This window comes from Paraburkholderia denitrificans, from assembly GCF_042655705.1.
Lineage (GTDB): Bacteria > Pseudomonadota > Gammaproteobacteria > Burkholderiales > Burkholderiaceae > Paraburkholderia > Paraburkholderia denitrificans.
In genome coordinates this window covers 1-15,258 of record NZ_JBHSMP010000032.1, presented here as the reverse complement: position 1 = coordinate 15,258, position 15,258 = coordinate 1, and the positions used below count along the sequence as shown (strand labels likewise).

The following is a 15,258-nucleotide window of genomic DNA, read 5'->3' as shown; positions in this document are numbered from 1 at the left end:
AATTCCGGCGCGAGGCGTAAACAGAACGTTATCGTACCACCGGGGCCACACCCGTTCCGTTAGTGGCTGGTGCGACAAGTCGCGCTCGCAAGGGACGAACAGTCGGCAAACAGCCCCTGCGCGCCCTTATTCCCCGTCCAAAGCAAAAAAGCCAGGCGTTGCCTGGCTTTTTTGCATACGGCTCGAACGCCGCAGGAAGCTTATGCCGCTTCTTGCACGTTCTCTTCTTCCGAAACTTCCGGACGGTCGAGCAGCTCGACGAGCGCCATCGGTGCGTTGTCGCCGACGCGGAAGCCGAACTTCAGGATGCGCAGGTAGCCGCCCGGACGGTTCGCGAAACGCGGGCCGAGCACGTCGAACAGCTTCGCGACCGAGTCACGATCGCGCAGACGGTTGAATGCCAGACGGCGGTTTGCGAGCGACGGCTTCTTGCCGAGCGTGATGAGGGGCTCGACAACTTTACGGAGTTCCTTCGCCTTCGGCAGCGTCGTCTTGATGACTTCGTGCTCGATCAGCGAGTTGGACATGTTACGGAGCATTGCCAGACGGTGGCTGCTCGTGCGGTTCAGTTTCCGCAGACCATGACGGTGACGCATTTCAGTTTCCTTGAAACAGAGTTTTTGTCCAGCTCTTCTATCGCCTCAACATCAAGTGAGACACGGGCCGGTACGTGAAAAAGGCAAGACGCGGATTCTAAAGGAAAATCCGCGTCCGTGCCACATTGCTTGCTTGTCGGCTTATTTGTCCAACCCGGCCGGCGGCCAGTTTTCGAGCTTCATGCCGAGCGTGAGACCGCGCGAAGCGAGCACTTCCTTGATCTCGTTGAGCGACTTGCGACCCAGATTCGGGGTCTTGAGCAGCTCGTTTTCGGTGCGCTGGATCAGGTCGCCGATGTAGTAGATGTTCTCGGCCTTCAGGCAGTTCGCCGAGCGAACCGTGAGTTCGAGATCGTCCACCGGACGCAGCAGGATCGGGTCGATCTGCGGTGCGCGCGACGGTGCTTCCGCAGCCGTTTCCGTGCCTTCCAGGGCAGCGAACACCGACAGCTGATCCACGAGGATGCGCGCCGACTGGCGGATCGCTTCCTCAGGCGAGATCACGCCGTTGGTTTCGATGTTCATCACGAGCTTGTCGAGGTCGGTACGCTGTTCGACACGCGCGCTTTCCACGGCGTAGCTCACGCGGCGAACCGGCGAGAACGATGCGTCGAGCACGATGCGGCCGATGATCTTGGCCGATTCGTCGCCATAACGGCGCACGTTGCCCGGGACATAGCCACGGCCCTTTTCGACCTTGATCTGGACGTCGAGCTTGCCGCCCTTCGTCAGACGCGCGATCACGTGATCCGGGTTGATGACTTCGCAGTCGTGCGACAGTTCGATGTCGCCCGCCGTCACGACGCCTTCCGATTCCTTGCGCAGCGTAACCGTCACTTCGTCACGGTTATGCAGCTTGAACACCACGCCCTTCAGGTTCAACAGCAGGTTGACCACATCCTCTTGCACACCGTCGAGCGTCGAGTATTCGTGCACGACGCCTGCGATCGTCACTTCGGTCGGCGCGTAGCCCACCATCGACGACAGCAGCACGCGCCGAAGCGCGTTACCCAAGGTGTGGCCATAACCGCGTTCGAACGGCTCCATGACCACTTTCGCGTGGTTCTCGCCGAGCGATTCCACAGCGATGATCTTGGGTTTCAACAAACTGGTTTGCATAGGTTTTCCTTTTCAATACCCTCGGCTCGTTACACCGATAAGGCTGAGAATGGCAACAACCTGAAAATGAACAGCCGAGGACACCTCTCGCATAAAGCAAAGAGGCAACCCCGGCTGTCAATCCGATTAACGCGAATACAATTCGACGATCAGGCTTTCATTGATGTCGCCAGCGATATCGCTGCGCTCCGGCACGCTCTTGAACGTACCTTCGAACTTCTTCGCGTCGACTGCGACCCAGCTCGCCATGCCGCCTTGCTCAGCCAGCGACAGTGCTTCGACGATACGAGCCTGCTTCTTCGACTTTTCGCGCACGGCAACGACGTCGCCTGCCTTCACTTGCATCGACGGAACGTTCGCGACGACGCCGTTCAGCGTGAGCGCCTTGTGGCTCACGAGCTGACGCGCTTCAGCGCGCGTCGAGGCGAAGCCCATGCGGTAGACGACGTTGTCGAAACGCGATTCGAGCAGTTGCAGCAGGTTTTCGCCGGTGTTGCCCTTGCGGCGGTCAGCTTCCGCGAAGTAGCGGCGGAACTGGCGCTCGAGCACGCCGTAGATGCGCTTCACTTTTTGCTTTTCGCGCAGCTGCGTGCCATAGTCCGACGTGCGCGCACCCGAGGTGCGGCCATGCTGACCCGGCTTGCTGTCGAGCTTGCACTTGTCGGCGAGCGAGCGGCGGGCGCTCTTCAGGAACAGGTCGGTGCCTTCACGGCGGGACAGCTTGGCCTTCGGGCCGATATAACGTGCCACGTTATTTTCCTTCGATAATTGATCACGCGAGAGCCGGTGGGAAAACCCCGCCTTCACGCTAGTCCGGTTCTTTGAACCGAACGGTGGGCTTAGTCAATTCAATAACGCCGAGAGCCTGCGGGCGCCGTTGCCGGCGTCACAGGCGCAAGGCAAAAGCGACGCCTTAGATGCGGCGGCGCTTCGGCGGACGGCAGCCGTTGTGCGGAACCGGCGTCACGTCGGAGATCGCGGTGATCTTGATGCCAAGACCATGCAGCGCGCGCACCGCCGATTCGCGGCCCGGGCCGGGGCCCTTGATACGCACTTCGAGGTTCTTCACGCCGTATTCCATCGCCACGCGGCCAGCCGATTCGGCTGCGACCTGAGCTGCGAACGGGGTCGACTTGCGCGAACCCTTGAAGCCCTGACCGCCCGAGGTTGCCCAGGCAAGTGCGTTGCCTTGACGGTCGGTGATCGTGATGATGGTGTTGTTGAACGACGCGTGAACGTGAACCACGCCCTCGGCGACGTTCTTCTTAACCTTCTTGCGAACGCGTTGCGCCGCGGTGTTGTTCGAAGCCTTAGCCATTACGTTTTCCTGTAACTATCAGATCCGCTTACTTCTTCAGCGACTGTGCTGCGCGGCGCGGACCCTTGCGCGTGCGCGCATTGGTGCGCGTACGCTGGCCACGCAGGGGCAGGCCCTTGCGATGGCGCACGCCGCGGTAGCAGCCGAGGTCCATCAGGCGCTTGATGTTCATCGTCACTTCACGGCGCAGATCGCCTTCGACGACAAACTTGCCCACTTCCTCACGCAGCTTTTCCAGATCCGCGTCGTTCAGGTCCTTGACCTTCTTGTCAAACGGCACACCAGCGGACACGCAGATGTTGCGCGAACGCGTGCGGCCGATACCGAAAATTGCGGTCAGGCCGATTTCGGTGTGCTGGTGGTTCGGGATGTTAACCCCTGCGATACGAGCCATTGTTTTTCCTCAAACAAAAAGCGCAAGCGCGCTGATCAGCCTTGACGCTGCTTGTGGCGCGGGTCCGAGCTGCAGATCACGCGAACGACGCCGTTGCGCTTGATGATTTTGCAGTTGCGGCAAATGCGCTTTACCGATGCCATCACTTTCATGATATTACCCTTTTTCTAAATCACTTCGCCCGGAACACGATCCGCGCACGCGACAGATCGTAAGGCGTCAATTCAACCGTCACCTTGTCGCCCGGAAGAATGCGGATGTAGTGCATCCGCATCTTTCCGGAAATATGACCCAGCACGACATGGCCGTTCTCCAGCTTCACCCGGAAGGTCGCGTTGGGGAGGTTTTCGATCACCTCGCCCTGCATCTGGATTACATCGTCTTTGGCCATAGGTCCTTTCAACGCATCGGGACGCCGCCGCCCTTGAAGTTTGCCTTCTTGAGCAGCGATTCATATTGTTGCGACATCACGTACGACTGCACCTGCGCCATGAAATCCATTGTGACGACGACAATGATCAGCAGCGACGTTCCACCAAAATAAAACGGCACATTCCAGCGCAGCACCAAGAATTCCGGTAGCAGACAAACAAACACGATATAGAGCGCACCGGCCAGCGTCAGACGCGTGAGGATGCGGTCGATATAGCGTGCCGTCTGGTCGCCAGGGCGGATGCCCGGCACGAACGCGCCACTCTTCTTCAGGTTGTCGGCCGTTTCCCTGCTGTTGAACACCAGTGCGGTGTAGAAGAAGCAGAAGAACACAATCGCCAACGCGTACAGCAACACATACACGGGTTGACCGGGCTTGAGAGCTTCGGCCACGTTGTGCAGCGTGTCTGCGAACCAGCTGGATCGCGACCCCGAACTGAACCAGTTCAGGATGGTTGCCGGGAACAGGATGATCGACGATGCGAAGATCGGCGGAATCACGCCCGACATGTTCAACTTCAGCGGCAGGTGGGACGACTGCCCGCCGTAAATCTTGTTGCCGACCTGACGCTTCGCATAGTTCACGAGGATCTTGCGCTGGCCGCGTTCGATGAACACCACCAGGTAAGTCACCGCAGCGATCAGCACAACGACCAGGATCGCGGAGAACGGTCCCATCGAACCGGTCTGGACCAGCGAGAACAGCCCGCTCACCGCATTCGGGAAGCCCGCCGCGATGCCGCCGAAGATGATGATCGAGATGCCGTTGCCAAGGCCGCGTTCCGTGATCTGCTCACCGAGCCACATCAGGAACATCGTGCCGGTCACGAGCGTCACGACCGTCGTCAGGCGGAACACCATGCCCGGATCGATCACGAGGCCCGGCTGGTTTTCCAGTGCAATCGCGATACCGAATGCCTGGAACGTCGCCAGTACCACCGTGAAGATCCGCGTGTACTGCGTGATCTTGCGTTGTCCAGCCTGCCCTTCCTTCTTCAGCGCTTCCAGCTGCGGCGAGACGATCGCCATCAGCTGCAGGATGATCGACGCCGAGATATACGGCATCACACCCAGCGCGAAAATCGTGAACCGCTGCAGTGCGCCACCCGAGAACATGTTGAACATACCAAGGATGCCGCCCGACTGGCTCTGGAAGAGCTTCGCCAGCTGCTCCGGGTCGATGCCCGGAACCGGAATATGCGCGCCGATGCGATAAACGACCAGCGCCAGCAGCAGGAACACTGCACGCCGACGCAGGTCGCCGAACTTCGGTGCGCTGCGACCGGTTTTTGCGAGACTCGGACTGTTAGCCAAGTAGCTTCTCCGATGCAGATGCTAGGGACGGCGGGCAAGCCCGCACGCACCACTCACAATCACTCGGCAAAAGAGCCGCCTGCTGCTTCGATCGCAGCACGCGCACCCTTCGTCGCACCCAGACCCTTCACGACGACCTTGCGCTTGATCTCGCCGGTGGCGATGATCTTCGCGCTGCGGGTCAGTTCGCCCACGAGGCCAGCCTGCTTCAGCGCCAACAGATCGATTTCGTCGACCGGCAGCGTTTCCAGGTCGGAGAGGCGCACTTCACCCACGAATTCCTTCGTGAGCGACGTGAAGCCACGCTTCGGCAGACGACGCTGCAGCGGCATTTGACCGCCTTCGAAACCGACCTTGTGGAAACCGCCCGAACGCGATTTCTGACCCTTGTGACCACGGCCAGCGGTCTTGCCGAGGCCGGAGCCGATGCCGCGACCGACGCGACGCTTTGCGTGCTTCGCGCCTTCTGCCGGCTTCAGGTTATTCAATTCCATTTTCAACTCCTGGAGACTTTGGTCGACCGCTTAGCCGATGACCTTAACGAGGTACGAGACCTTGTTGATCATGCCGCGCACGGCCGGCGTGTCCTGCAGCTCGGAGACCGAGTTCAGGCGGCGCAGGCCGAGGCCGCGCACGGTGGCGCGGTGCGATTCGCGGGTCCCAATCAGGCTCTTGACGAGCTGAACCTTGACAGTTTTTTCAGACATGGTGCCCACCCTTAGCCCAGAATTTCTTCGACGGACTTGCCGCGCTTCGCCGCGATGTCAGCCGGGGTCGACTGCTTGCGCAGGCCGTCCAGCGTCGCACGAACGAGGTTGTACGGGTTCGTCGAACCGTGGCTCTTCGCCACGACGTTCTGCACGCCCATCACGTCGAACACTGCGCGCATCGGGCCGCCGGCGATCACGCCAGTACCGTCCTTCGCCGGAGCGAGGAGGACTGCCGACGCGCCGTGCTTGCCGTGCACTTCGTGTTGCAGCGTGCCGTTCTTCAACGGCACCTTGAACATGTTGCGGCGAGCCTGCTCCATTGCCTTCTGGACAGCGACCGGCACTTCCTTCGCCTTGCCCTTGCCCATACCGATGCGGCCATCACCATCGCCAACCACGGTCAGTGCGGCGAAGCCGAGAATACGGCCACCCTTCACGACCTTGGTCACGCGATTGACCGAAATCATTTTTTCGCGAAGGCCGTCGTCGCGCTCGTCAGCCTGAACTTTCGCTTGCATCTTTGCCATGACGAATTCCTTCCTTAGAACTTGAGCCCGGCTTCGCGCGCAGCCTCAGCCAGCGCCTTGACGCGGCCGTGGTAGCGGAAACCCGAGCGGTCAAAGGCGACGGATTCGATGCCGGCGGCCTTGGCCTTTTCTGCGATACGCTTGCCGATCAGCGTGGCAGCGGCGACGTTGCCGCCCTTGCCCGATTGGTCAGCCAGTTGCGCACGCACTTCGGCTTCGAGCGTCGACGCGCTGGCGAGCACCTTGGTGCCGCACGGCGAGAACACTTGCGCATAGATGTGCGTGTTCGTGCGATGCACGGCCAGACGCGCGACCTGCAGCTCAGCGATCTTGAGACGCGTCTGACGAGCGCGGCGCAGGCGAGATTGAGTCTTATCCATGATTGCGCACCCTTACTTCTTCTTCGTTTCTTTGAGGATCACAACCTCGTCGGCGTAACGCACACCCTTGCCCTTATAGGGCTCAGGCGGGCGATAACCGCGCACTTCGGCAGCGGTTTGGCCGACTTTCTGCTTGTCGATCCCCTTGATCACGATTTCCGTTTGCGACGGGGTTTCGGCCTTCACGCCTTCGGGCATCTGATGCACCACCGGGTGCGAGAAACCCAGCGACAGGTTCAGCTTGTCGCCTTGCGCCTGAGCACGGTAGCCGACGCCAACCAGCGTCAGCTTGCGCTCGAAACCCTTCGTCACGCCTTGCACCATGTTCGCGACGATCGCGCGCATCGTGCCCGACATCGCATTGGCTTCGCGGCTTTCGTCGGTCGGCTCGAACTTCAACGTGCCGTTGTCGTTCACCACCTTGACGAGGCTGTTCGCAGCCTGCGAAATCGTACCCAGCGGGCCCTTGACGGTAATCTTCTCGTCGCTGAGCGTCGCCTCTGCGCCTTGCAGCGCGATCGGGCTCTTACCTACTCGAGACATGTTTCTTCTCCTTCGGCGTTAAGCGACGTAGCAGATGACTTCGCCGCCCACGCCATTGGCGCGAGCCTTGCGGTCCGTCATCACACCCTTCGGCGTCGACACGATCGCAACGCCGAGGCCATTCATGACCTGCGGGATGTCGTTGCGGCCGCGGTACACGCGCAGGCCAGGCTTCGAGACGCGCTCAAGGCGCTCGATGACCGGACGGCCAGCGTAGTACTTCAACGCGATGTTCAATTCCGACTTTGCGCCTTCGCTCTTCACTGCGAAGTCGTCGATATAACCTTCGTCCTTCAGGACCTGCGCGATCGCAATCTTGACTTTCGACGAGGGCATTTGCACCGAAACCTTCTCGACCATCTGCGCATTGCGGATGCGAGTCAGCATATCGGCGATAGGATCACTCATGCTCATTTATGTTTCTCCTATTACCAGCTCGCCTTGGTGACGCCAGGGATCTCACCACGGAACGCGATTTCACGAATCTTGTTGCGTGCGAGACCAAATTTGCGGAACGTGCCACGCGGACGGCCCGTCAGCGCGCAGCGGTTACGCTTGCGGGTCAGGCTCGAGTTGCGCGGCAGTTGTTGCAGTTCGAGGCGAGCTGCGTAACGCTCTTCGTCCGACTTGCTTTGGTCGTCGATGACTGCCTTCAGCGCTGCGCGCTTCGGTGCATACTTCGCCGCCAGACGGGCGCGCTTCTTTTCACGTTCGATCAGTGCCAGTTTAGCCACGGTAACCTCAGTTTCTGAACGGGAACTTGAAGCCGGCGAGCAGTGCCTTTGCTTCTTCGTCGGTCTTCGCAGTCGTCGTGATGCTGATGTTCAGCCCACGCAGCGCGTCGATCTTGTCGTAGTCGATTTCGGGGAAAATGATCTGCTCTTTCACACCGATGTTGTAGTTGCCGCGGCCGTCGAACGCCTTGCCCGAAACGCCACGGAAGTCGCGCACGCGGGGCAGCGCAACCGTCACGAAACGGTCGAGGAATTCGTACATGGCCTGGCCACGCAGCGTGACCATCGTGCCGATCGGATAGCTTTCGCGGATCTTGAAACCGGCGATTGCCTTGCGCGACTTCGTCACGACGGGCTTCTGGCCAGCAATCTTCGTGAGATCGCCAACAGCGTGATCGAGGACCTTCTTGTCGGCGACGGCTTCACCAACACCCATGTTCAGGGTGATCTTGGTGAGGCGCGGCACTTCCATGATCGACTTGTAACCGAACTTCTCGATCAGGCCCGGAACGACCTTCTCTTTATAAAATTCTTGCAAACGTGCCATTTTTTACTCCGCAGCGTCAGGCGCTCAGGACAGCACCGGTCGTCTTCAGGAACCGAACCTTCTTGTCCCCTTCGACCTTGATGCCGACACGCGAAGCCTTGCCATTCGCGTCGACGAGTGCGACGTTCGAAATGTGCAGCGGCATCGCCTTGGCTTCCACGCCACCAGTCGTACCCTTCATGGGGTTCGGCTTCACATGCTTTTTAGCGATGTTGAGGCCTTCGACGGTCACGCGCTCTTCACCAACGGCCAGCACGACACCGCGCTTGCCCTTGTCCTTGCCGGTGATGACGATGACTTCGTCACCCTTGCGAATCTTGTTCATCGCGACTCCTTACAGCACTTCCGGCGCGAGCGAAACGATCTTCATGAATCGCTCGCTACGCAGCTCACGCGTGACCGGCCCGAAAATACGGGTGCCGATCGGCTCAAGCTTGGTGTTCAAAAGCACGGCGGCGTTGCCATCGAACTTGATCAGCGAGCCGTCTTGACGGCGCACGCCCTTGGCGGTACGAACCACAACAGCGTTGTAGATTTCGCCCTTCTTCACGCGCCCGCGCGGCGTTGCTTCCTTGACGGTCACCTTGATGATGTCGCCAATGCTGGCATAACGACGCTTCGAGCCGCCGAGCACCTTGATGCACATGACTTCACGCGCACCCGTGTTGTCGGCCACTTCAAGCCGAGATTCGGTCTGGATCATGGTTTATCTTTCCCAACTTAATCCGGCTGCGCCACCATGGCACACCCGGTCAGTCTTGGTCCCGTCAGCCGCGCCGCCACTAGAACGACCGCTCAGCTGCTTGGGTAAGAACAGCAGCGACGGCAAACGAAACCGGCCATCGCATTCCGGTGAATCTTGCAGATCCGGACTGGCGCCCGCACCCGCGTTTTACAGATTCCCACCTACTTTCGCCTGCTGCTTTGCCAACAGCAAACCCATAAAGAGGGAAGTCCAAGATTGTATCGAGACAATCTTGGACTTGCAAGCGAAATCTGTAGCGATTTCAACAACTTCTACTACCGCGCATCAGGCCGGGGCATGAAGCCCCGGATGAGGCGCTTCGAAGGGATTGCTCCCTTAGATGATGCGAGCAGCTTCGACCAGCTTCGACACGGTCCAGGCCTTCGTCTTCGACAGCGGACGGGTTTCCTGGATTTCGACGAGGTCACCCTCGTTGTACGTGTTCGACTCGTCGTGCGCGTGGTACTTCTTCGACTGCACGACGTACTTGCCGTAGATCGGGTGCTTGACGCGGCGCTCGACCAGGACGGTGACCGTCTTGTCCATCTTGTTGCTGACGACCTTGCCGACCAGCGTCCGCTTAAGCGAGGTTTTCACGCTATCGTTCATTTCTGGTTCGCCTTCTCAGTCAGGACGGTCCGCACACGTGCGATGTCGCGACGGACCTTCTTCAGCTGGCTCGTGTTCGTGAGCTGCTGGGTCGCGAGTTGCATGCGCAGGCCGAATTGCGCCTTCAAGAGGTCCGACAGCTCCTGGTTGAGCGCGGCCTTGTCTTTCTGGTGAAGTTCAGAAGCCTTCATCATTCACTCCTTAGGAGCCGAGCTGGCGAACCATGAAGACCGTCTTCAGCGGCAGCTTCGCTGCAGCCAGACGGAAGGCTTCACGGGCCAGTTCCTCGGTCACACCATCCATTTCATACAGCATCTTGCCCGGTTGGATCTCGGCGACGTAGTACTCCGGGTTACCCTTACCGTTACCCATACGTACTTCAGCCGGCTTTTGCGAGATCGGCTTGTCCGGGAAAATGCGGATCCAGATGCGGCCGCCGCGCTTGATGTGACGCGTCATTGCACGACGCGCCGCTTCGATTTGACGCGCGGTCAGGCGGCCGCGACCGATAGCCTTCAGACCGTATTCACCGAACGAAACTGCGTTGCCGCGCGTTGCGACGCCGGTGTTACGACCCTTCTGCTCTTTGCGGTACTTCCTGCGTTTCGGTTGCAGCATCGTTATTCTCCACTCTTGCCGTCACCGCCAGCCGCGCCACGGCGCGGTGCGCCACGACGGGCGCCCGGTGCGCCTTCACCATCACGACGCGGGCGACGATCGCCCGGGCGCGCGTTGCGGCGCGGACGCTTTTCTTCGGCGACTTCTTCCACCACCGGTGCGTCGTTGCGGCCGAGCGTGTCGCCCTTGTAGACCCAAACCTTCACGCCGATGATGCCGTACGTCGTCTTCGCTTCCGAGGTTGCGTAGTCGATGTCGGCACGCAGCGTATGAAGCGGCACGCGACCTTCGCGGTACCACTCGGTACGCGCGATTTCGATACCGTTCAGACGGCCGGCGCTCATGATCTTGATGCCCTGGGCACCCAGACGCATCGCGTTCTGCATCGCGCGCTTCATCGCCCGGCGGAACATGATCCGGCGCTCGAGCTGTTGCGTGATCGAATCGGCGATCAGTTGCGCATCGGTTTCCGGCTTGCGGATTTCTTCGATGTTGACGTGAACGGGCACGCCCATGCGCTTTTGCAGTTCGGCCTTGAGGAGTTCGATGTCCTCGCCCTTCTTGCCGATCACCACACCCGGACGCGAGCTGTAAATCGTGATACGCGCGTTCTTTGCCGGACGCTCGATCACAACACGGCCCACCGAAGCGTTCTTCAGCTTCTTCTTCAGGTATTCACGAACACCGATGTCTTCCTTCAACATCGCCGCGAAATTGTTGTTGTTCGCGTACCAGCGCGACGCCCAATTGCGGCTGACGGCCAAACGGAAGCCAGTCGGATGAATTTTCTGTCCCATCGTATGGCTCCTTAATTCCCGACCGTCACAGTGATGTGACAGGATTGCTTCTCGATGCGGTTACCGCGACCCTTAGCGCGTGCGGTGAAACGCTTCAGCGAAGCAGCCTTGTCGACATAGATGCTCTTGATGCGCAGCTCGTCGATATCGGCGCCTTCGTTGTGCTCAGCATTGGCGATCGCCGAGAGCACAACCTTTTTCACGATGCCAGCCGCTTTCTTCGGCGAGAACGTCAGAACGTTCAGTGCCTTGTCGACCGGCAGACCGCGGATCTGGTCAGCCACAAGACGCGTTTTCTGCGCCGAGATGCGGGCACCGCGATGAATTGCCTTCACTTCCATCTTGATTGCCCCTTATTTCTTGGCCTTCTTGTCGGCCGCGTGACCCTTGAACGTACGGGTCAGTGCGAACTCGCCAAGCTTGTGGCCGACCATGTTTTCCGTGACATACACGGGAACGTGTTGACGGCCGTTGTGAACGGCGATCGTCAGGCCGATGAAGTCCGGCAGGATCGTCGAACGACGCGACCAGGTCTTGATCGGTTTCTTGTCGCGTGTAGCTGCAGCCGCCTCAACCTTCTTCAGCAAATGGGCGTCGCAGAACGGACCTTTCTTGATAGAACGTGCCATTGCCTACTCCTTAACGCTTGTGACGGCGCTGGACGATCATGCTCGTCGTGCGCTTGGTGCTGCGGGTGCGATAGCCCTTCGTCGGCGTGCCCCACGGGCTCACCGGATCGCGACCTGCAGCCGTGCGGCCTTCACCACCACCGTGCGGGTGATCGACCGGGTTCATTGCAACGCCGCGCACCGTCGGGCGGATACCGCGCCAGCGGTTCGCGCCGGCCTTGCCGATCTGGCGCAGGCTGTGCTCTTCGTTGCCGACTTCACCGATCGTCGCGCGGCACTCGACGTGCACGCGGCGGATTTCGCCCGAACGCAGACGAACCTGCGCGTACACGCCTTCGCGTGCGAGCAGCATGGCGGACGTGCCAGCCGAACGCGCCATTTGCGCGCCCTTGCCCGGCAGCATCTCGATGCAGTGGATCGTCGTACCGACCGGGATGTTGCGGATCGGCAGCGTGTTGCCTGCGCGGATCGGAGCTTCCGAACCCGACATCAGTTGCTGGCCAACCGTCGCACCCTTCGGAGCGATGATGTAGCGGCGCTCGCCGTCTGCGTACAGAACCAGCGCGATGTTCGCGCTACGGTTCGGGTCGTACTCGAGACGTTCGATCTTTGCCGGAATGCCGTCCTTGTTGCGACGGAAATCGATCACGCGGTAGTGATGCTTGTGACCGCCACCCTGGTGACGCGTCGTCACGTGACCGTTGTTGTTGCGGCCGGCCTTCGAGAATTGCTTCTCGAGCAGCGGCGCGTACGGTGCACCCGTGTGAAGATCCTTGTTGACGATCTTCACCATCGCGCGGCGACCCGGCGAAGTCGGCTTAACTTTCACGATTGCCATGATTACTTGGCCTCCGCTTCAAAGTTGATTTCCTGGCCGGGCTTCAGGCAGACGTACGCCTTCTTCACGTCCTTGCGACGACCCACGAAACGGCCAAAACGCTTGTTTTTGCCCTTCTGGACCAGCACGTTGACGGAATCGACTTCCACCTTGAACATCAGCTCGACAGCAGCCTTGACTTCCTGCTTGGTCGCGTCCGGCGCGACTTCGAACACTACCTGTTCGTTTTTCTCCGCCACCAGCGTCGCCTTTTCGGAGATCACCGGCGCGAGCAGGACCTGCATCAAACGATGATCGTTCTTGCGAATCTCGCTCATGACAGCAACTCCTCGATCTGGGCGACCGCAGCCTTCGTGATCAGAATCTTCTTGAAGTAGATCAGCGAGAGCGGGTCGGCGTAACGCGGCTCAACGACTGCCACGTGGGGCAGGTTGCGCGACGCGAGATACAGGTTCTCGTCGACCGTGTCGGTGATGACCAGCACGGATTCGAGACCCATGGCCTTGAACTTTTCGGCCAGCAGCTTCGTCTTCGGCGCTTCGAGGGAGAGATCCTCGACGACCGAGATGCGGCCTTCGCGGGCCAGCTGCGAGAAGATCGAGCAGAGACCTGCGCGATGCATCTTCTTGTTGACCTTGTGCGAGAAGTTTTCTTCCGGTGAATTCGGGAAGATGCGACCACCGCCGCGCCACAGCGGGCTCGACGACATACCGGCACGAGCACGGCCCGTACCCTTCTGGCGCCACGGCTTCTTGGTGGTGTGCTTGACCTGCTCGCGATCCTTCTGAGCGCGGTCGCCGCTACGTGCGTTCGCCTGGTAGGCGACGACGATCTGGTGGATCAGGGCTTCGTTGTAGTCACGGCCGAACACGACGTCCGACGCGTTGACCGCAGCACCTTCCTGACCATTGGCATTCAGGAGCTTCAGTTCCATTATTGCGCTCCTTTCTTCACGCGGGCCTTGACCGCCGGCGTCACGAAAACCTTGCCGCCCTTGGCGCCCGGAACGGCACCCTTCACGAGCAGCAGCTTGCGCTCTGCGTCGATACGTGCGATTTCGAGGTTTTGCACCGTTACGGTTTCGTCACCCATGTGACCGGTCATGCGCTTACCCGGGAACACGCGGCCCGGATCCTGCGCCATACCGATCGAGCCCGGCACATTGTGCGAGCGCGAGTTACCGTGCGAAGCACGGCCCGAAGCGAAGTTGTAACGCTTGATGGTACCGGCGTAGCCCTTACCGATCGACACGCCTTGCACGTCGACCTTCTGGCCTTCTGCGAAGAGATCCACACCGATCACGCCGCCAGCGGACAGTTCGGCAGCCTTGGCGGCGTCGATCTGGAATTCCTTGAGGATTTCACCGGCTTGAACGCCGGCTTTGGCGAGATGACCTGCGAGCGGCTTCGTCACGCGCGATGCACGGCGCGTACCAAACGCAACCTGAACGGCCGTGTAGCCGTCGGTTTCAACAGTCTTGATCTGCGTCACGCGGTTGTCGGACACGTCCAGCACGGTAACGGGAATCGAGTCCCCATCGGCCGTGAAGATACGGGTCATGCCAACCTTGCGACCTACGAGTCCAAGGCTCATCGTTTTCTCCATTCCCGACTGCGATTGGTCGGGGCTAATTTACAAAGTGCCGGTGCTTGTTCGCCGCCATTTCACGTGCTTCTGCGCGTTATTTCGTGCATAACACGTGAAAGGGACACACCAGCTTTTTGCGCAAATGCGCGAAAAGACGTCGAGTATAACGCCCTCTCTCGTTTTCCGCAAGCAATCAAAGACTTAGCGCCGCCCGGCGATCCGGGCAGCGCCTGAGACCCTTACTGCAGCTTGATTTCGACGTCCACACCGGCCGGCAGATCGAGCTTCATCAGCGCGTCGACGGTCTTGTCCGTCGGGTCGACGATGTCCATCAGGCGGAGGTGGGTACGGATTTCGAGCTGGTCGCGCGACGTCTTGTTCACGTGCGGCGAACGCAGGATGTCGAAACGCTGGATGCGCGTCGGCAGCGGCACCGGGCCACGGACGATTGCACCGGTCCGCTTCGCCGTGTCGACGATCTCGGCAGCCGACTGGTCGATCAGGCGATAGTCGAAAGCCTTCAGGCGAATACGGATTTTCTGGTTCTGCATGACGATTCCTTGAAAAGAGCGAGGCGGACTTGCGCCGCCAGACTAGATAAAGAGCAAAGGAGCGGGCCATGCGGCGGGAGCCGGCGCTTCAAGCGCCAATTCCCGTCGACCGGCGGAGAGCCGCGGCCCGATCCCGGATACATCGACTTCAACTTCTACTGCTGTTACAGCAAACCAGCGATTTTACTCGATGATCTTGGCAACAACACCGGCGCCGACGGTACGGCCGCCTTCGCGGATTGCGAAGCGCAGACCTTCTTCCATGGCGAT

Annotated in this window: 30 protein-coding genes; all 30 read right to left on the bottom strand. The window is 60.0% G+C overall.

All coding sequences use genetic code 11. From position 1 onward, the window contains the following. Positions 1–200: 200 nt before the first annotated feature. A complete protein-coding gene (gene rplQ / locus ACFPTO_RS21185; RefSeq protein WP_377714420.1) occupies positions 201–596 on the bottom strand; it encodes a 50S ribosomal protein L17 in 396 nt (131 codons plus the stop codon). Positions 597–737: 141 nt separating this feature from the next. Beyond that, on the bottom strand, positions 738–1,715 hold the full coding sequence (locus tag ACFPTO_RS21180; RefSeq protein ID WP_293039530.1) for a DNA-directed RNA polymerase subunit alpha: 978 nt from the start codon (positions 1,713–1,715) through the stop codon (positions 738–740). A gap of 126 nt (positions 1,716–1,841) precedes the next feature. Further along, positions 1,842–2,465, bottom strand: a complete 624-nt coding sequence (gene rpsD / locus ACFPTO_RS21175) for a 30S ribosomal protein S4 (RefSeq protein WP_296662563.1) — start codon at positions 2,463–2,465, stop codon at positions 1,842–1,844. Positions 2,466–2,628: 163 nt separating this feature from the next. Beyond that, the gene (rpsK, locus tag ACFPTO_RS21170; protein ID WP_017777173.1) at positions 2,629–3,033 is read right to left on the bottom strand and encodes a 30S ribosomal protein S11; all 405 of its coding nucleotides are present in this window, start codon (positions 3,031–3,033) and stop codon (positions 2,629–2,631) included. A gap of 28 nt (positions 3,034–3,061) precedes the next feature. Beyond that, entirely contained in the window at positions 3,062–3,427 is a 366-nt protein-coding gene (rpsM, locus tag ACFPTO_RS21165; protein WP_028228144.1) for a 30S ribosomal protein S13, read from the bottom strand. 35 nt (positions 3,428–3,462) lie between these two features. Then, positions 3,463–3,579: a 50S ribosomal protein L36 gene (gene rpmJ, locus ACFPTO_RS21160; RefSeq protein ID WP_027819338.1), complete on the bottom strand. Its 117-nt coding sequence runs from the start codon at positions 3,577–3,579 to the stop codon at positions 3,463–3,465. A gap of 20 nt (positions 3,580–3,599) precedes the next feature. Next, positions 3,600–3,818, bottom strand: a complete 219-nt coding sequence (infA, locus tag ACFPTO_RS21155; protein ID WP_004521905.1) for a translation initiation factor IF-1 — start codon at positions 3,816–3,818, stop codon at positions 3,600–3,602. Between the two features lie 8 nt (positions 3,819–3,826). Further along, on the bottom strand, positions 3,827–5,173 hold the full coding sequence (secY, locus tag ACFPTO_RS21150; protein ID WP_296662199.1) for a preprotein translocase subunit SecY: 1,347 nt from the start codon (positions 5,171–5,173) through the stop codon (positions 3,827–3,829). Between the two features lie 59 nt (positions 5,174–5,232). Further along, a complete protein-coding gene (rplO, locus tag ACFPTO_RS21145) occupies positions 5,233–5,667 on the bottom strand; it encodes a 50S ribosomal protein L15 (RefSeq protein WP_296662197.1) in 435 nt (144 codons plus the stop codon). A gap of 30 nt (positions 5,668–5,697) precedes the next feature. Continuing rightward, positions 5,698–5,880, bottom strand: coding sequence for a 50S ribosomal protein L30 (gene rpmD, locus ACFPTO_RS21140; protein ID WP_004202755.1), 183 nt, complete (start codon positions 5,878–5,880; stop codon positions 5,698–5,700). Positions 5,881–5,891: 11 nt separating this feature from the next. Beyond that, complete coding sequence (gene rpsE / locus ACFPTO_RS21135; protein ID WP_010092941.1) at positions 5,892–6,410, bottom strand: 30S ribosomal protein S5; 519 nt, start codon at positions 6,408–6,410, stop codon at positions 5,892–5,894. Between the two features lie 14 nt (positions 6,411–6,424). Next, complete coding sequence (gene rplR, locus ACFPTO_RS21130; protein ID WP_028228149.1) at positions 6,425–6,790, bottom strand: 50S ribosomal protein L18; 366 nt, start codon at positions 6,788–6,790, stop codon at positions 6,425–6,427. 12 nt (positions 6,791–6,802) lie between these two features. Continuing rightward, positions 6,803–7,333 (bottom strand): 50S ribosomal protein L6, encoded by a 531-nt coding sequence (gene rplF / locus ACFPTO_RS21125; protein ID WP_296662016.1) that lies wholly within the window; start codon positions 7,331–7,333, stop codon positions 6,803–6,805. An 18-nt stretch (positions 7,334–7,351) separates the two neighbouring features. Then, a complete protein-coding gene (gene rpsH / locus ACFPTO_RS21120; protein WP_293039549.1) occupies positions 7,352–7,747 on the bottom strand; it encodes a 30S ribosomal protein S8 in 396 nt (131 codons plus the stop codon). 14 nt (positions 7,748–7,761) lie between these two features. After that, entirely contained in the window at positions 7,762–8,067 is a 306-nt protein-coding gene (gene rpsN, locus ACFPTO_RS21115) for a 30S ribosomal protein S14 (protein ID WP_293039551.1), read from the bottom strand. A gap of 7 nt (positions 8,068–8,074) precedes the next feature. Continuing rightward, positions 8,075–8,614, bottom strand: a complete 540-nt coding sequence (rplE, locus tag ACFPTO_RS21110) for a 50S ribosomal protein L5 (protein ID WP_293045914.1) — start codon at positions 8,612–8,614, stop codon at positions 8,075–8,077. 16 nt (positions 8,615–8,630) lie between these two features. Then, a complete protein-coding gene (rplX, locus tag ACFPTO_RS21105; protein ID WP_293038882.1) occupies positions 8,631–8,939 on the bottom strand; it encodes a 50S ribosomal protein L24 in 309 nt (102 codons plus the stop codon). A gap of 9 nt (positions 8,940–8,948) precedes the next feature. Next, a complete protein-coding gene (gene rplN, locus ACFPTO_RS21100) occupies positions 8,949–9,317 on the bottom strand; it encodes a 50S ribosomal protein L14 (protein ID WP_124152989.1) in 369 nt (122 codons plus the stop codon). 378 nt (positions 9,318–9,695) lie between these two features. Continuing rightward, positions 9,696–9,968, bottom strand: a complete 273-nt coding sequence (rpsQ, locus tag ACFPTO_RS21095) for a 30S ribosomal protein S17 (RefSeq protein ID WP_293038886.1) — start codon at positions 9,966–9,968, stop codon at positions 9,696–9,698. Continuing rightward, positions 9,965–10,159: a 50S ribosomal protein L29 gene (gene rpmC, locus ACFPTO_RS21090; protein ID WP_028228156.1), complete on the bottom strand. Its 195-nt coding sequence runs from the start codon at positions 10,157–10,159 to the stop codon at positions 9,965–9,967. The genes rpsQ and rpmC overlap by 4 nt, the downstream gene beginning before the upstream one ends. A gap of 10 nt (positions 10,160–10,169) precedes the next feature. Continuing rightward, positions 10,170–10,586, bottom strand: coding sequence for a 50S ribosomal protein L16 (rplP, locus tag ACFPTO_RS21085; protein ID WP_293038889.1), 417 nt, complete (start codon positions 10,584–10,586; stop codon positions 10,170–10,172). Between the two features lie 2 nt (positions 10,587–10,588). Beyond that, a complete protein-coding gene (rpsC, locus tag ACFPTO_RS21080; RefSeq protein ID WP_028213348.1) occupies positions 10,589–11,383 on the bottom strand; it encodes a 30S ribosomal protein S3 in 795 nt (264 codons plus the stop codon). 11 nt (positions 11,384–11,394) lie between these two features. After that, entirely contained in the window at positions 11,395–11,724 is a 330-nt protein-coding gene (rplV, locus tag ACFPTO_RS21075; protein ID WP_090541985.1) for a 50S ribosomal protein L22, read from the bottom strand. Positions 11,725–11,736: 12 nt separating this feature from the next. Then, entirely contained in the window at positions 11,737–12,012 is a 276-nt protein-coding gene (gene rpsS / locus ACFPTO_RS21070; protein ID WP_027797286.1) for a 30S ribosomal protein S19, read from the bottom strand. A gap of 10 nt (positions 12,013–12,022) precedes the next feature. Continuing rightward, positions 12,023–12,850 (bottom strand): 50S ribosomal protein L2, encoded by an 828-nt coding sequence (gene rplB, locus ACFPTO_RS21065; protein WP_377714413.1) that lies wholly within the window; start codon positions 12,848–12,850, stop codon positions 12,023–12,025. 2 nt (positions 12,851–12,852) lie between these two features. Next, positions 12,853–13,167, bottom strand: a complete 315-nt coding sequence (gene rplW / locus ACFPTO_RS21060; protein WP_377714411.1) for a 50S ribosomal protein L23 — start codon at positions 13,165–13,167, stop codon at positions 12,853–12,855. Beyond that, positions 13,164–13,784 carry a 50S ribosomal protein L4 gene (gene rplD, locus ACFPTO_RS21055; protein ID WP_377714409.1) on the bottom strand — a complete coding sequence of 207 codons (621 nt, stop codon included), beginning with the start codon at positions 13,782–13,784 and terminating at the stop codon, positions 13,164–13,166. The genes rplW and rplD overlap by 4 nt, the downstream gene beginning before the upstream one ends. Beyond that, complete coding sequence (gene rplC / locus ACFPTO_RS21050) at positions 13,784–14,443, bottom strand: 50S ribosomal protein L3 (RefSeq protein WP_296662010.1); 660 nt, start codon at positions 14,441–14,443, stop codon at positions 13,784–13,786. Before rplC ends, rplD begins: the two co-directional genes overlap by 1 nt. A 233-nt stretch (positions 14,444–14,676) precedes the next feature. Continuing rightward, positions 14,677–14,988: a 30S ribosomal protein S10 gene (gene rpsJ / locus ACFPTO_RS21045; RefSeq protein ID WP_017777154.1), complete on the bottom strand. Its 312-nt coding sequence runs from the start codon at positions 14,986–14,988 to the stop codon at positions 14,677–14,679. A gap of 183 nt (positions 14,989–15,171) precedes the next feature. Then, the coding region (locus ACFPTO_RS21040; RefSeq protein ID WP_080361398.1) for an EF-Tu C-terminal domain-related protein at positions 15,172–15,258 on the bottom strand (87 nt) is incomplete at its 5' end.